Annotated in this window: 20 protein-coding genes; 12 read left to right on the forward strand and 8 right to left on the reverse strand. The window is 70.9% G+C overall.

Annotation, left to right across the window (positions count from 1 at the left end; all coding sequences use genetic code 11):
* Positions 1-2 precede the first annotated feature (2 nt).
* Positions 3-695 carry a copper homeostasis protein CutC gene (locus tag OG223_RS23780; RefSeq protein ID WP_329252123.1) on the reverse strand — a complete coding sequence of 231 codons (693 nt, stop codon included), beginning with the start codon at positions 693-695 and terminating at the stop codon, positions 3-5.
* A gap of 165 nt (positions 696-860) precedes the next feature.
* Positions 861-1,541 (reverse strand): maleylpyruvate isomerase family mycothiol-dependent enzyme, encoded by a 681-nt coding sequence (locus OG223_RS23785; RefSeq protein WP_329252126.1) that lies wholly within the window; start codon positions 1,539-1,541, stop codon positions 861-863.
* A gap of 44 nt (positions 1,542-1,585) precedes the next feature.
* On the opposite strand from OG223_RS23785, the gene OG223_RS23790 reads away from it, so the two are divergent.
* Both OG223_RS23790 and OG223_RS23795 read left to right on the forward strand, forming a co-directional pair.
* Positions 1,586-2,248 carry an HD domain-containing protein gene (locus OG223_RS23790; RefSeq protein WP_329252128.1) on the forward strand — a complete coding sequence of 221 codons (663 nt, stop codon included), beginning with the start codon at positions 1,586-1,588 and terminating at the stop codon, positions 2,246-2,248.
* A gap of 166 nt (positions 2,249-2,414) precedes the next feature.
* Entirely contained in the window at positions 2,415-3,458 is a 1,044-nt protein-coding gene (locus tag OG223_RS23795; protein ID WP_329265438.1) for a GNAT family N-acetyltransferase, read from the forward strand.
* 9 nt (positions 3,459-3,467) lie between these two features.
* On the opposite strand, the gene OG223_RS23800 is transcribed toward OG223_RS23795, so the two are convergent.
* The gene (locus tag OG223_RS23800; RefSeq protein WP_329252131.1) at positions 3,468-3,734 is read right to left on the reverse strand and encodes a DUF4031 domain-containing protein; all 267 of its coding nucleotides are present in this window, start codon (positions 3,732-3,734) and stop codon (positions 3,468-3,470) included.
* Entirely contained in the window at positions 3,731-4,117 is a 387-nt protein-coding gene (locus OG223_RS23805; protein ID WP_329252134.1) for a hypothetical protein, read from the reverse strand. Before OG223_RS23805 ends, OG223_RS23800 begins: the two co-directional genes overlap by 4 nt.
* A gap of 55 nt (positions 4,118-4,172) precedes the next feature.
* Here OG223_RS23805 and OG223_RS23810 point away from each other — a divergent pair, with 55 nt between their 5' ends.
* From OG223_RS23810 to OG223_RS23825, 4 genes are all read left to right on the forward strand, one after another.
* Positions 4,173-5,084 (forward strand): MurR/RpiR family transcriptional regulator, encoded by a 912-nt coding sequence (locus tag OG223_RS23810; RefSeq protein ID WP_329252137.1) that lies wholly within the window; start codon positions 4,173-4,175, stop codon positions 5,082-5,084.
* A 122-nt stretch (positions 5,085-5,206) separates the two neighbouring features.
* Positions 5,207-6,142: an N-acetylmuramic acid 6-phosphate etherase gene (murQ, locus tag OG223_RS23815; RefSeq protein WP_329252140.1), complete on the forward strand. Its 936-nt coding sequence runs from the start codon at positions 5,207-5,209 to the stop codon at positions 6,140-6,142.
* Positions 6,143-6,158: 16 nt separating this feature from the next.
* Positions 6,159-7,565 (forward strand): PTS transporter subunit EIIC, encoded by a 1,407-nt coding sequence (locus OG223_RS23820; RefSeq protein WP_329252143.1) that lies wholly within the window; start codon positions 6,159-6,161, stop codon positions 7,563-7,565.
* 124 nt (positions 7,566-7,689) lie between these two features.
* Positions 7,690-8,199, forward strand: a complete 510-nt coding sequence (locus OG223_RS23825) for an RICIN domain-containing protein (RefSeq protein WP_329252146.1) — start codon at positions 7,690-7,692, stop codon at positions 8,197-8,199.
* Between the two features lie 16 nt (positions 8,200-8,215).
* On the opposite strand, the gene OG223_RS23830 is transcribed toward OG223_RS23825, so the two are convergent.
* The gene (locus OG223_RS23830) at positions 8,216-8,911 is read right to left on the reverse strand and encodes a class I SAM-dependent methyltransferase (RefSeq protein WP_329252150.1); all 696 of its coding nucleotides are present in this window, start codon (positions 8,909-8,911) and stop codon (positions 8,216-8,218) included.
* Positions 8,912-8,937: 26 nt separating this feature from the next.
* The gene (locus tag OG223_RS23835) at positions 8,938-9,330 is read right to left on the reverse strand and encodes a hypothetical protein (protein WP_329252153.1); all 393 of its coding nucleotides are present in this window, start codon (positions 9,328-9,330) and stop codon (positions 8,938-8,940) included.
* Positions 9,331-9,443: 113 nt separating this feature from the next.
* Between OG223_RS23835 and OG223_RS23840 the strand changes: the two genes are divergently transcribed.
* From OG223_RS23840 to OG223_RS23865, 6 genes are all read left to right on the forward strand, one after another.
* Positions 9,444-10,283 carry a helix-turn-helix domain-containing protein gene (locus OG223_RS23840; protein WP_329252156.1) on the forward strand — a complete coding sequence of 280 codons (840 nt, stop codon included), beginning with the start codon at positions 9,444-9,446 and terminating at the stop codon, positions 10,281-10,283.
* Positions 10,267-10,473, forward strand: a complete 207-nt coding sequence (locus OG223_RS23845; RefSeq protein WP_329252159.1) for a DUF397 domain-containing protein — start codon at positions 10,267-10,269, stop codon at positions 10,471-10,473. Before OG223_RS23840 ends, OG223_RS23845 begins: the two co-directional genes overlap by 17 nt.
* 57 nt (positions 10,474-10,530) lie before the next feature.
* Positions 10,531-10,788 carry a DUF397 domain-containing protein gene (locus OG223_RS23850; protein WP_329252162.1) on the forward strand — a complete coding sequence of 86 codons (258 nt, stop codon included), beginning with the start codon at positions 10,531-10,533 and terminating at the stop codon, positions 10,786-10,788.
* A gap of 122 nt (positions 10,789-10,910) precedes the next feature.
* Positions 10,911-11,588: an SCO4225 family membrane protein gene (locus OG223_RS23855; protein WP_329252165.1), complete on the forward strand. Its 678-nt coding sequence runs from the start codon at positions 10,911-10,913 to the stop codon at positions 11,586-11,588.
* A 77-nt stretch (positions 11,589-11,665) separates the two neighbouring features.
* Entirely contained in the window at positions 11,666-12,232 is a 567-nt protein-coding gene (locus OG223_RS23860) for a hypothetical protein (RefSeq protein WP_329252168.1), read from the forward strand.
* Between the two features lies 1 nt (position 12,233).
* Positions 12,234-12,647, forward strand: coding sequence for a hypothetical protein (locus OG223_RS23865; protein WP_329252172.1), 414 nt, complete (start codon positions 12,234-12,236; stop codon positions 12,645-12,647).
* Here the strand turns inward: OG223_RS23865 and OG223_RS23870 are convergent.
* A complete protein-coding gene (locus tag OG223_RS23870; RefSeq protein ID WP_329252175.1) occupies positions 12,644-13,591 on the reverse strand; it encodes a metallophosphoesterase in 948 nt (315 codons plus the stop codon). The genes OG223_RS23865 and OG223_RS23870 overlap by 4 nt on opposite strands.
* Positions 13,592-13,674: 83 nt before the next feature.
* Positions 13,675-14,274: a GNAT family N-acetyltransferase gene (locus tag OG223_RS23875; protein WP_329252178.1), complete on the reverse strand. Its 600-nt coding sequence runs from the start codon at positions 14,272-14,274 to the stop codon at positions 13,675-13,677.
* Positions 14,275-14,625: the final 351 nt, after the last annotated feature.

The following is a 14,625-nucleotide window of genomic DNA, read 5'->3' on the forward strand; positions in this document are numbered from 1 at the left end:
GTTCAGGCCCCGTCCAGGACCGCCCGCCACTCCCCCACGGCCGCCGCCGACACCGGCCGCTCCCAGCCCTCTGGCCGAGCGGCCCCGCCGATGTGGAAGGCGTCCACCCCGGCGGCGCGCAGCGTCGGTACGTGGTCGAGGCGCAGGCCGCCGCCGACCAGGATGCGCTGCTCGTACCCCGGTTCGCCGCGCAGGGCCGCCTCGCGGAGCAGCGTGGGAAGGCCGTCGTCGACGCCGTCGGCCGAACCGGCGGTGAGGTAGGCGTCCAGGCCCGGCAGGTCCGCGAGTTGTTTGCGCAGGGCGTCGCGGTCGGCGGCGCGGTCGATCGCGCGGTGGAACGTCCAGGCACAGCCGTCCAGTTCGGCGACGACCCGCTCCACCGCGTCCAGGTCGACGCAGCCGTCCGGGGCGAGGAAGCCGAGCACGAACTGGTCGGCGCCGGCGGTCCGCAGTTCCCCGGCGACCCGGACGAGCCGGTCCACGTCGCCGGCGGCGAAGCCGTCCGCGAGGCGCAGCATCACGCGCAGGTCGATGTCGACGGCGGCGCGGATCGCGGCGAAGGTCTCCACCGGCGGGGTGAGCCCGTCGGCCGCCATGTCGCTGACCAGTTCGAGACGGTCCGCGCCTCCGGCCTGGGCGGCGATCGCGTCCTCGGCACCGAGGGCGATCACCTCCAGGACTGCACGCGTGCTCATAGGACCCCTTCCGTCGTGTTCCCTGGAGCGGCTACAGGTCTAGTCCAATCTCAGGGTACGCGGGAGGTCAGGGGGCCGCGAGATCGCCCCCGCGAACGGCGAGCGGCGAGCGGCGAGCGGCGAGCGGCGAAGGACGAACGGCGAGCAGCGACCGGCCCTCCGCCCTCAGCCGTAGATGTTCAGGTCCTCGGCCTTCGCGCCCGCCAGCTCGTACGCCACCCCGTCCGGCACCGGCCGTCCCGAGTACAGGCGTACGAGTGTGGGCGCGTCGCCGATGTACCGCGCGGGGGTCAGCTCCCCCGACGCGTCGCCCAGCCGGAGCGGATCGTCCAGGTCGTCGAGGTCTGCGTGGAGAGGCTGGCGGCGTTTGTGACGGGTCAGGCGGGCGAGAAGGGTTAGAGCGAACCCCAGCCCCTCGCCCCCATAGGCTCCGGGCGCTCCGAGAACGTCCCGTACGTCACCGGCGTGCACCCACTCACCGAACGCGACCGCGTCCAGCGGGCCACCCGAGCGGGCGATCGCCGCACCGGCCTCGGTCATGCCCCGCTCCAGTTCGTCGAGGACCCGCGCGTTCGTCCAGTCGGCCCGCTCCGCGATGTCCCGGTCGTTGGCCTCCGGCGAGAACACACCCTTCTCGAACCGGCCCTCCACCACCCGCGTCAGCGCGGCCGAACAGTGCGCGAGCACATCCCGCACGGTCCACCCCGGACACGCGAGGGTCGCGAGCGCGAAGTCCTCTTCCGGGCGGGACCGGAGCAGCGGGATCAGCGCGTCGCGCTCCGTCGCGAGGAGCCGTCCGGGCAGTTCGGGGTCACGTACGTCGTGTGTCGTGTCGGCGTAAGTCATGCGTTCCACGCTAGGGGCACGGCCGCGGGAGGAAAATAAGGGGCATGGCCGATCTCGACGCCCTCCGCGCCCGCTGGACCCACGCCCTCGAAGGCGCCCGCACGCCCGACGAGGGTCCCGACCCCATCCCGTACGCCGAGAATCTCCTCGCCCGCTGGCAGGAGCCGCAGCGGCACTACCACACGCTCACGCACCTCACCTCGGTCCTCGACCACATCGACGTGCTGGAGAAGCACGCCGGGGACCCGGACGTCGTACGGCTCGCGGCCTGGTTCCATGACGCGGTCTACCTCCCGGACCGGTCCGAGAACGAGGAACGGTCGGCGCGGCTCGCCGAGCGCGCGCTGGCCGAGGCCGGGGTACCGGAGGCGCGGACCGCCGAGGTCGCCCGGCTGGTCCGGCTCACCGTCACGCACGCCCCCGCCGACGACGACCACGACGGCCAGGTGCTGTGCGACGCGGACCTGGCGATCCTGGCCGCACCGCCATCCGCGTACGCGGCCTACACGGCGGCCGTCCGCGAGGAGTACCACTTCGTCCCCAACGACGCGTTCAAGGAAGGCCGTTCGGCGATCCTGCGCCAACTCCTGGATCTGCCCCGCCTGTTCAGGACGCCGCACGGGGCCGCGGAATGGGAGGCGACGGCACGCTACAACCTGACGGCGGAGCTGGAGCTGCTGGCCTCGGCAGGCCCAACTCCCGGCTGAGGAAGGCGGAGAGGGCCTGCCGGAGGGCGTCCTGCCCGGCCGCACTGCGGACGGCATGACCGTCGTCCGGCAGCACCAGCTCCACGACGTCCCCACCCACCGCACGTCTGGCGGGGCGATCGCGGCCCGTATGCTCCCCGCCATGGGGATCGAGGGCGCACACCGGGTGGAAGAGGCCGTAGCGAGCTGCCTCGCACTGCTGAGGACCACGACGGACCGGGACTGGGACGAGGTGGGGGCCGGCCGGCTGGAGTGGAGCTGCCGGTACACCGCCGAGCACATCGCCGACGATCTCATCTCGTACGCGGGCCAGTTGGCCGGCCGCGCACAGCACACGTACCTCCCCTTCGAACTCACCCTCGACGACGGCACCGACAACTCCGGTGTCCTGGACGTGATCGAGGCGATGGGCACCCTGCTCGCCGCCGCCGTCCGCGCCACACCCCGTGAGGTGCGGGCCTTCCACCCGTTCCCGTTCCGCAGCGCGAACCGCGAGGGCTTCGCCGCGATGGGCATCGCCGAGGTGCTGCTGCACACTCACGACATCGCCGAGGGCCTGGGCCTGGAGTACCAACCCGCCCCCGAACTCCCCGAGTTCGTCCTCGGCCGGATCTTCCCGCACATCCGCCCCGCCGCCGACCACTGGCGCACCCTGCTGTGGGCGACCGGCCGCGGCGAACTCCCCGGCCGCGCCCCCGTCACCGACTGGCGCTGGAACAACAACCTCGTCCACACCACCGACCGCCTCACCCTCCAGGGCATCACCCCCGGGGCCGCGGGCAATCTGGTCTCCGGCGGCGACGGCGGCTTCGAGTGGATCGAGGGCGGCCCGTACATGGGCACGCGGGAGTCCGCGACCTTCCTGCTGAAGGCCTACGCATCGGGCGTGCACCGCCCGGAGTTCGGCGTGTTCGCCCTGGTCCGCCGCGAGGACGGCCGCGCGGTCGGCGGCATGGGCTTCCACGGCGTCCCCGACGAGGAGGGCCGCGCGGAGATCGGCTACGACCTGGTGGAGGGCGCCCGCGGCCAGGGCTACGCGACGGAGGCGCTGCGCGCGCTCGCACAGTGGGCGCTGGCCCGCGACGACGTACGCACCGTCTTCGCCACGGTCGAACGCGACAACCTCGCCTCACAGGCGGTGGTCACCCGCGCGGGGTTCAGGAAGGTGAGCGAGGACGGGGAGGAGTTCGCCTACGAACTCACCCGCTGAGCAACAGGCCTACGCCGTCCGCCCCTTGGGCCTGCGCAGCCCCGCCGCCGTCAGCAGCCGGACCACCTCCCGGCTCCTGACCTCCACCGCGCCGGCGGCCACCATGGCCGCGTAACGATGCGACGGAATGTCGTAGTGATCGCGCTCGAAGGCCCGGCGCGGTACGCCCAACTCCTCGGCGAACAGATGGAGTTCGTCGTACGAGACATCGCTGACCAGGTGCGACCACAGCCGCCCGTGCCCCGGCCAGGTGGGCGGGTCGATGTACACGGTCACAGGGAACCCAGGCTTCCCACCGCGGCGACCTTCACGCCCGCCTTGTGGCAGACCCAGTGCGGGTCGGGTCCCAGTTCCGGCTCGACCTCCAGGGCGTGCGGGTCGCCGGACGCGCAGACCGGGCAGAGCGGCCAGCGCCCGTACGCCTCCAGCAGCGCGTCCTGCACGTCCTGGGCGACCAGCCCGGCGACGTACTCCACACCCTCCGGCCACTGCTCCACCCACCATCGCCGCTCCGCGACGGACGTCTCCACCATGGACACCACGTCCGCCGCGACGACCTCGCGCGAGGCCAGGTCGGCGAGCACGAGGGCGCGGGCGGCGTGCAGCGCCTGCTCCAGAGGGCTGACGGGATCGCCGGTGGGGTCGTTGCTGGGGTCCATGCACCCATTGTGCGCACTCTTGACCCGGTCACCGGAACGAAAATATCTTTCAGAGGTGACCCAGGACGTGAAGGAAATTTTCTCCAGCGCCTCCGGGAGTACGCCACCCGCGGCCCTGGCCGCCAAGGTGCGCACCCTCGCCCCCTCCATGACCCGCTCCATGCAGCGCGTCGCCGAGACCGTCGCCGCCGACCCGGCAGGCTGCGCGGCCCTCACGGTCACCGGCCTCGCCGAGCTCACCGGCACCAGCGAGGCCACGGTCGTCCGCACCGCCCGCATCCTCGGCTACCCCGGCTACCGCGACCTGCGCCTGGCCCTCGCCGGGCTCGCCGCGCAGCAGCAGTCCGGGCGCGCGCCCGCCCTCACCACCGACATCGCGGTCGACGACCCGATCGCCGACGTCGTCGCGAAACTCGCCTACGACGAGCAGCAGACCCTCGCCGACACCGCCGCCGGACTCGACACCGTCCAGCTCGGCGCCGCCGTCACCGCGCTCGCCGCGGCCCGCCGTACCGACATCTACGGCGTCGGCGCGTCCGGGCTCGTCGCGCAGGACCTCACCCAGAAGCTGCTGCGGATAGGGCTCATAGCCCACGCCCACAGCGACCCGCATCTCGCCGTCACGAACGCCGTGCAGCTGAAGGCCGGCGATGTCGCCATCGCGATCACCCACTCCGGGTCCACCGGGGATGTGATCGAGCCGTTGCGGGTCGCCTTCGAGCACGGGGCTACGACCGTTGCGATCACCGGGCGGCCGGACGGCCCGGTGACGCAGTACGCCGATCACATTCTTACGACGTCCACCGCTCGGGAGAGTGAGTTGCGGCCGGCGGCGATGTCGTCCCGCACGAGTCAGTTGCTGGTGGTGGACTGTTTGTTCATCGGGGTGGCGCAGCGGACGTACGAGCAGGCTGCGCCGGCGTTGTCGGCGTCGTACGAGGCGCTGGCGCATCGGCACAGGCGCTGACGGTTCGTGGCTGGCCGCGCCCCTGAAACACCAGCGGGCCCAGGCTTTTAGGGGCGCGGGGAACTGCGCGACCAGCCACGACGCACCCGCGGACAAAGAACAACGGAAAGAGCCGCTTCTCAATGACCTCAACGTCCAACCCCCGTGACCTCCGCACCCAGTTGGAGTCACTCACCACCGAAGCCTTCCGCCCCGAACTCGCCGGCATCGACCAACTCCCCACCCTCGACATCGCCCACCTGATGAACACCGAGGACGCCACGGTCGCCGCCGCCGTCGCCCACCGCCTCCCCGAGATCTCCGCCGCGATCGACGCCGTGGCCGACCGCATGAGCAGAGGAGGCCGGCTCATCTACATGGGCGCCGGTACCGCCGGCCGGCTCGGCGTGCTGGACGCGTCCGAGTGTCCGCCGACCTTCAACACGGACCCCTCCGAGGTGGTCGGCCTGATCGCCGGCGGCCCGGACGCCCTGGTCACGTCCATCGAAGGCGCCGAGGACTCCCGCAACCTGGCCGAGGCCGACCTCGACGCGCTCACGCTCACCGCCGACGACACGGTGGTCGGCATCTCGGCGTCCGGGCGGACGCCGTACGCGATCGCCGCCGTGGAGCACGCGCGCACCGAGGGCGCGCTGACCATCGGCCTGTCCTGCAACGAGCACAGCGCCATCGCCGCAGCCGCCGAACACGGCATCGAGGTCGTCGTGGGCCCCGAACTCCTCACCGGATCAACGAGGTTGAAGGCGGGCACGGCCCAGAAGCTCGTGCTCAACATGCTGTCCACGATCACGATGATCCGGCTGGGCAAGACGTACGGGAACCTCATGGTCGACGTACGCGCCTCGAACGAGAAGCTGCGCGCCCGCTCCCGCCGTATCGTCGCGCTCGCCACCGGCGCGGAGGACGCGGAGATCGAGCGGGCCCTCGCGGCCACCGACGGCGAGGTGAAGAACGCGATCCTGGTGGTCCTCGCCGGGGTCGACGGCCCGACGGCCGCCCGCCTTCTGGAGGAGTCCGGGGGCCGACTGCGCGCGGCGCTGACCTCGGCGGGCGGCTGACCAGCACGCTCAGGGGGTGAACACCTCTCCCGCCACCACCGCCGCCGCCCTCCTCCCCCTGGTCGGCGGCCCCGCGAACGTCACCTCCGTGGCCCACTGCATGACCCGCCTCCGGCTCGGCCTGGCCGACCGGTCACTGGTGGACGAGGAGGCGCTGCGGGCGCTGCCCGGCGTGCTCGGGGTCGTGGACGACGACACGTACCAGATCGTGCTGGGGCCGGGGGTGGTGGCCCGAGTGACCCCGGAGTTCGAGAAGTTGGTGGGGGCGGCCGGTGGACTGGCCGCTCGCGGTGCCGAGTTGAAGGAGGCGCAGCGCGCCCGCAACGCGACCCCCGGCAAGCTGCTCCTCCGCCGGGTGGCCAACATCTTCGTCCCGCTCATCCCCGCCCTCATCGGCTGCGGTGTCCTCGCCGGTCTCAACGGGCTGCTGATCAACCTGAGTTGGCTGCCGGGGCTCACCCCTTCCCTCACCTCCATCGCCTCCGCGTTCCTCGCCCTCATCGCGGTCTTCGTCGGCTACAACACGGCGAAGGAGTTCGGCGGGACGCCCGTGCTGGGCGGTGCGGTGGCGGCGGTCGTGGTGTATCCCGGGGTCGCGAAGGTGACCGCGTTCGGGGTCGCCCTCTCCCCCGGCCAGGGCGGGGTGCTCGGCGCACTGGCCGCCGCGCTGCTCGGCACGTACGTCGAGAAGTGGTGCCGCACCTGGGTCCCCGCGACCCTCGACGTCCTCGTCACCCCCACCCTGACGGTCCTGGTCGCGGGCCTGGCGACGCTCTACGGCCTCATGTACGCGGCCGGCGAGATCTCCACGGCGATCGGCACCGCCGCGAACTGGCTCCTGGCGACGACCGGTCCCCTCGCGGGCCTGATCCTGGGCGGCCTCTTCCTCCCCCTGGTGATGCTGGGCCTCCACCAGGCCCTGATCCCCATCCACACCACTCTCATCGAACAGCAGGGCTACACCGTCCTGTTGCCCATCCTGGCGATGGCGGGCGCGGGCCAGGTGGGTGCGGCGGTGGCGGTCTACTTCCGGCTGCGCCACGACACTTCACTCCGTACGACCATCAAGTCGGCCCTCCCCGCAGGGCTGTTGGGCATCGGCGAACCGCTCATCTACGGCGTCTCACTGCCGCTGGGCCGACCGTTCCTGACCGCCTGTGCGGGCGGGGCGGCGGGCGGGGCGTTCGTCGGGTTCTTCGCGATGCTGGGCGACAAGGTGGGGGCGACGGCGATCGGGCCGTCGGGGTGGGCACTGTTCCCGTTGCTGGCGGGGAACGGCTCCCTGCCCCTGACGGCGGCGATCTACGCGGGAGGTCTGCTCACCGGCTACCTGGTCGGATTCCTGGCCACGTACGCCTTCGGCCTCACCGGAGTTTCGGGATCGGCTACTTCTCCAGACCGTTCACCCGCGCGATCCACGTGACGAAGGCACCCAGGTCCCGGGTCCGCTGAGCGGAACAGCGCACGACACCCGTCCGCGGGCCCACCAGGCTGCCCGTCACGCACGGAAAACGAAGCGACCCCGCACGGAAGAACGGAGGAGAGCCATGTCCGTACGACGCAGACTGTTCGCGCTCATCACCGCGGTGCTGGCGACGTTGGCCCTGGCCTGGGCCGGCGGATCACCCGCACAGGCCGCGGGCTTCACCCCGATCAACATCTGGAACTCCAGCCACTGCCTCGACAACGCCACCGAGAACGCCGCGAAGCTCCAGATGTGGTCGTGCACCGGCGGTGCCGAGCAGAACTGGCTCCGGGGGTTCAACAGCGACACGAGCCTGTACACCTTCACCAACCAGAACACAGGACGGTGCATCACCGCGCCCACCTCGGGGACGGGCACGGCCGTGATGGCAATCTGCAACGCGGCCGCGCGCAACCAGCAGTGGGCCCTCTACTACGCGGCCTACACCGGGTCGTCCACGGGCTGGTTCTACATCTGGCAGAACGCGTCGAGCGGGTACTGCCTCTCCACGCCCAGCGTCGGCAACGGCACCCTGATCCAGACGATCTCCTGCGATTCCACCGTGCGATACGAGTGGTGGCACCAGCCGTAAACCACCAGAGCCTGGCTCAGAGTCCGGCTCCCGAGCGACGGGAGCCGGACTCGGCCGTCCGCCACACCAGCGTGTACCGCCAGAACAGCCGCCGCCGCAGCCGGGCCCCCGGCAGGAGGCGTACGGCGGCCCGACGAATCTCGGCGAAGGTCATCTCCGGGGGCCGGGTGACTGCGGTCATCGACACCGGGCGGGACACGGCCTTACGGCCCCGGTTCTTCAGCCAGCCCATGCCGAGGTTCAGGGGGATCGAAGGGGCGCCGATCAGATGGTCGACGAAGGTCTCCTCGCGGGCGCAGCCGACGACCACCAGGGTTCCGCCCGGGGCGAGTTGGTCGCGGAAGCGGGTCAGCGTCCCGGCGAACGGGAAGTGGTGGAGGGCGGCGACGCAGGTGATGACGTCGTACGGGCCGGCGGGGATTCCGGCCCGGGCATCGGCGACGACGAAGTTCACGGGGACACCGGGCGGGGTCAACTCCCTTGCCCGGGCGATGATTTCGGCATCGGAGTCGATCCCCTCAACACCACCCGTGCTCCGTACGGCGAGCAACCGCACCAGGTCACCGCTCCCGCAACCGACGTCCAGGGCGCGCCCGAACCTGCGGGGCAACTGCCGTAGCAGCCAAGGGTGGTAGTGGGCGTTGTGGCTCCAGGGGTGGGCGGAGTTGAAGGCGTGGAGGGCTCGCAGGACTCGGGTCGGGAGCAAGGCCATGGGGTCAGTCGATCACGCCGCCCGCCTCAAGGGAGCCGAGCCTCACGGTTCCGTTCCCGCACCCGGGCCCGCAACACCTCCTCCTGCGCGGCGGGTCCGGTCGACTCCGGCGGGCAGTCCCACTCCCGGCCCCCGGCGACCGGCCGCAACTGCACCTTGCCGCCCATATGCCCCATCACCTCGCCGATCCGCCCGTCCCGTACGTCCACGGCATACGCCCCGACCGGCGGCCGTTCCCCGCGCAGCACGGACGCGAGCTTCTCGGCGGTACGGACGTTGCACCGCCCCAGCACGACGAGCGCGAACTTCTCGTCGCTCGCGCCTGTCACCGGGTCCACGCCCAGGGACGGCAGGGCCACACCGACACCGGTGAGCGCCTCCCGGAGCGAGGCGACGACTTCTTCCGTCGACCGCAGCATTCCTTGCACCTCCACACAGAGTTCACTGTTCGCAACACAGCGTGGCGAGTGGGTGTCTAACCTGGCCATACGGGGAGCCCCAACAAACTCGGGTGTTCAGACAGGGAGTTGCCGTGGCAGGACAGAAGGACCTCGACCCGTCGTCATCACCACGTGCCCTGCTCGGCGCCGAACTCCGTCACGCCCGCGAGAAGGCGGGGCTCAGCCAGGAGGAGTTGGGGCAACGGCTGTTCGTGAGCGGGTCGTTCATCGGGCAGTTGGAGTCGGGGACGCGGCGGATGTTGCCGGAGTACGCGCGGATGCTGGACGTGGAGTTGGGGACGGGGGACTTCTTCGCGCGGAACTGTGGGGCGGCGGCGAAGTCCCAGTACCCCGAGCACTTCGCGGAGGCAGCGGAGGCGGAAACGTCGGCTACGGAGATCCGCGAGTACACGCCTCTCCTGATCCCCGGTTTGCTTCAAACACCGGCATACGCAAGGGCGGTGTGCCGCGCCTACCAGCCAACGGCTCCGGACGAGGCGATCGAGGAGTTGGTGACGGCTCGAATCGAACGGACCCGAATCCTCGACGACCCAACAGAGCCGCTGTTGTGGGCAATCGTCGACGAGGCGGCGCTGCGCCGGGTGACGGGCGGACCTGCGGTGATGGCAGAGGCCCTGAGCCGTGTCCTCGGCCTGATCCGCCAAAGCCGGGTCATCGTGCAGGTGATGCCGTTCGAGGCGGGAGCGCACCCAGGCATGGAGGGCTCCATCAAACTGATGGACTTCAACGACGCCCCTCCGCTGGTCTACTTCGAGGGAGTTGGCACCGGACGACTGGAGGACGACCCGACCACCGTCAGGCAGCATCGCCGCAACTACGAATTCCTGGCGGCCTGTGCCCTCTCCCCAGAGAACTCCCTGGCTCTGCTCGAAGCAATGGCGCAGGATTACGCGCATGAGGAACAACCCTGAGTACAACCTGGACACAGCTACCTGGCACAGGTCCAGCTACAGCGGCGGCAGCGGAGGCAACTGCCTCGAAGTCGCCGACGGCCACTCCGCCCTCATCCCCGTCCGGGACTCCAAGAACCCCCACGGCCCCAAACTCGTCTTCCAGGCCGCCGCCTGGTCCACGTTCGTCGAAGACCTCAAGCGCACCTGACCCCGGCACATCACTCCATGCGGTGACCTTTTCCCAACACCCCGAGGAGAGACGCCCATGAGGAACAGCCCTGATCCCGACCTGAGCGCGGCCACCTGGCACAAGTCCAGCTACAGCGGCGGCAACTGCCTCGAAGTCGCCCGCTGGCGCAAGTCGACGTACAGCGGCGGCAGCGGCGACAACTGCCTCGAAGTCGCCGACGGCCACCCCGCCCTCATCCCCGTCCGAGACTCCAAGAACCCCCACGGCCCGAAGCTCGTCTTCCAGGCCGCCGCCTGGTCGGACTTCGTCGAAGACCTCAAGCACCCCAAGTAGCAAGGCCGGGTAGGTTCTTCAGCCCCTCCCGCTGAGTACCGGTACTCATGCCCGGCCGCCCCCTTCGGTCCACCGTTGTGACACCGCACACCACACCGGACCGACCGAAGGACGACATCGCGATGCCGCTTCCCTCCCGCCCGCGCCAGCTCCTCGCGCTCGCCACGGACAACTGGCCGGCCCGGGCCTACCTGGCCGTCGTAGGCCTCTCCGTCGCGGCGATGTTCGTCGTCCCGGAAAGCCCGGTCGCCGCAAGCTCGTTCATCCTCACGGCACCCCTCTCGTTCCTGGGCGCGGCCCTCCCCTTCGGCCCGGGCACCGAGGGGCCGGCCCAGGCGCTGGCGGTCGGCTCCTGGGCCGTATGGCTTCTGGTGTGCGCCCTCGTGAACGCGGCCGTGGTCGGCACCCTGGTGAAGAGATCCGCGACGACCACCGCGCCGAAGAGCACGGCCCCGGCGTCTCGCGCCCGCTCTCGCGCCCGCACCCTGCTCGCACCCGCCGTGGACAACTGGCTCGCGCGTGGGTATCTCGCCCTGGTCGCCGCGGCGTTGACGTTCTTCCTGTACGCCGTGTACGTGTCGCCGGACCCGGGTTTCGCCGCCGTCTGGCCGGTCATGACGACGGCCCCCTTCGGCATGCTCGCCTTCCTCGTGTCGTTCCCGGCGGAGTCCGGCCCCCTCGCCTGGCTGAGCCCGCTGCTCTTCACCGCCGCCACGGCCCTGTGCGGGCTGGGCAACGCCGTGCTGCTCGGCCGGCTCGTCCACCGGCTCCGGGCGCACGAGGCGCACCCGGCCACCTGACGGGGCGGGCGGCGCGGCCCCACCCGCCCCCGAGGCAACCGCACGCCCCGCCAAACCCGACTATCGTCGAGCGAACCATGAACCACGCCCAGCAGACCGCCCTAGGCCGCGCCCTCCGCCTCCTCGGCGAGCACGGCGAGGCGCTCGCCTCCGACACCCCCGACGCCCGGCTGCACGAGGTCAAGGCGGATCTCAAGCGCGCCCTGGACCTGCTGGACGACACCGTCAGCGGCGGCGCGCCGACCACCCGCTGCCCGGAGCATCCGAACGGCCCGGTCGACGCCGACGCCCCCGACCTGTGCCTGCTCTGCGAGACCCGGCGCCGCGCGGCCCGCCGTTCCGAGATCAACGGCCCCGGCGCGCCCCGGCCCACCGACACCACCCCCTCCCGCTACGGCGTACGCGAGGACCGCCCGCAGGCCCAGCAGCGCTGGCTCCCCGAGCTGTGGAACGGCCAGGCCTGGCAGCTCTGCGGCACCCCGCGCCGCGACCGGCACGAGGCCGAGCTGTATCTCGCCGCCCAGCGCCGCGGTTCGCGGCCCGCGATGGCGTACCGCCTCGTGCACGAGTTCACCGACTACGAGGTGCTGCGCGTGTGGGGCACACCGGTGCACGTGGACATCGAGCCCTTGGGGAATCTCTGACATGGGCCCGCTGGCGTGGAGCGCGGACGTGGTGGGCGGGCTCAAGTGGTGGCAGCGGGCGGTGCTGGTCGTGTGCCTGTGCGCGCTCGCGCTGCCGTTGTGGTTCGCCGCGAGGAACGTCCACCGGTTCGCCGACGGTGACCGGACGATCACCGAGGGATACGTCCACTGCGACTGGGACGGCCCCTGCACAGGCACCTGGCGGCTGCCCGGCGGACAGCAAGGGCATGGGGAGATAGCGGGGTTGAACTTCGAGTACGACGAGGAGCAGGTGACGGGCATACGGCTCTACGCCGGCCGGGACTGGGCCGTGACCGACCGCTCCGGCCTGGCCTTCGACGCGGCCTACGAGTTCGCGGGCGCCGCGCTCGGCGTGGTGGTGGTCCTCTCGGTCGCCTGGTTCAGGTCCCGCTAGTCGCCCTCCCGTTCCCCTTCCCCTTCCCGTTCCGGTTCCGGTTCCGGTTCCGGTTCCGGTTGCTGTTCCTGTTCCCGTTCGATGATCAACCGGGTCCGTTCCGCGTCCAGTTGGTACACGGTCTCGTGTGCCCGTGGGTCCCGTGCGTGGAAGGTGTGGAACATCGGCCCGGTCTCACCGCCCAGTTCGACCCGCGAGGCCGAGGCGCCGCGCACCGCCCGCTCGGTGCCGTACGCGGTCGTCAGGTCGATCCGGTTGACGACCCCCGGCGTGACCCACACCGGCGTCGCCTCCAGGAAGCCGAAGAGCTGGAGGTGGAAGTGCCCGGTGAGGACGACCCGTACGTCACTCCCCCGGATCGCGTCCGCCAGCTCCCCGGGATTCCGCAGCCCGAAGGCCTGTTGGGTCGGCACGTCGAGGGCGATCGGCGGATGGTGGAAGGCGAGGACGGTGCCGTTCCCGAACGGCGTGCTCAACTCCTCCTTCAACCAGTCCAGTTGGGCCCCGCTCAGCCGCCCGTACACCTTCCCCGGCACCAGTGAGTCGAGCGTGATGAACCGGTACCCGCCCACGTCACTCACGGCCGCGCACGCGAACTCCACGGGAAACACGGCGGACACGACCCGGTCCGTGCCGTCGGCGGCCAGGTGCCCGCTCCCCAACACCTTCCCGAACGCCTCGCGTTCGTCATGGTTCCCGGTCGTGTAGAAGACCGGCACCCCGCCGATCCTCCGCGCGAAGCCTCCGACCAGCTCCCGCACGGCCGTATACGCCTCCACCGCCCCGTCGTTGGCGAGGTCCCCGGTGACGACGATCGCGTCCACCCCGCGCTGGTGCCGCAGTTCGGCGAGCATCAGCCGCAGGGAGTCGGTCGCGTCGACGCCGTGGCGATTGGGGGCGTCGGTGCGTTCCAGGTGGGTGTCGGACAGGTGGAGAATCTTCATGTTCCGGCACGCTAGCCCGAGTTGGGACCCCTACCAAGAGCCACACACCAAGAGCCACAGAGCCACACACCGCGAACCACGGCTCAGCGCGTGGCCGGCGGCCGCCACATCGTCGTGACCACCTGACCGCCGGCGATGACGATCTCGTCGCGCGCCGCGAAACCGACGCTCTCGTACCGCTTGTTGTTGGCGGGGTTGGTCGACTCCAGATACACGGGAGCGCCGAGCGCGTCGACCCGGGCGAGCCCGTCGGCCAGCAGCCGCATCCCCAGCCCCTTGCCCCGGTGGTCGGCGTGCGTGCCGAGGATCGTCAGGTAGAAGAACGGATCGGCGGGGTGCGCCGCCTCGAACTGCTCCCCCACCAGCATGATCGCGCGGGCCGCCCCCGCATCCGTGACCGCGGCCAGCCGCCCCTCAAGGCCGGCTGCCTCCTCCTCGGTCAACTCGACCCCGCCCGGCGGAATGAAGACCGCCGCGGCCTCCGCCTCCGGCGTCACCAGCGTCCACGGGTAGCGCAGCGCGGAACCGGCGTAGACCCGCCACATCACGGCCGCCTGCCCGGCCCGCCGCCGCTCGTCCGGAAACGCGGGCCCCCACACCGGGTCGTACAGGAAGGCGCTGGTGAAGGTCGCGACGATGGCGTCCAGATCGGCGACGGTCGCCACGCGGGAGGCAGAGGTCATACGGCCACGGTACGCACGCACCCCCACAGCCCTCCACGCGGCCATCACAGGGCAATAACAATCTTCACTACAGCAACTTCACAGGTTGTCGGGCGCTTTGCACTTATCAGCCACTCTCGGCACCTCTTGTCCGACAGGCAACCCTCGGTCGATCCACAGAAAACACAGCCCCCGGAATCCGAAAGCCCACCCAGGTCAAGAGCGGGCACCCCCACCACCTGCACTGTTGATCATCTCGTGACCTTTCTTTGGCCGCGCTTCACAGTTTCTTGACCTTTGATCAGGCCGCTCGTGGCGCACTGGGTGCCACGAGGTGATCACTGGAGTTGAGTTGGGACTCAAGGGGAGAAG

This window comes from Streptomyces sp. NBC_01478 (genome assembly GCF_036227225.1).
Lineage (GTDB): Bacteria > Actinomycetota > Actinomycetes > Streptomycetales > Streptomycetaceae > Streptomyces.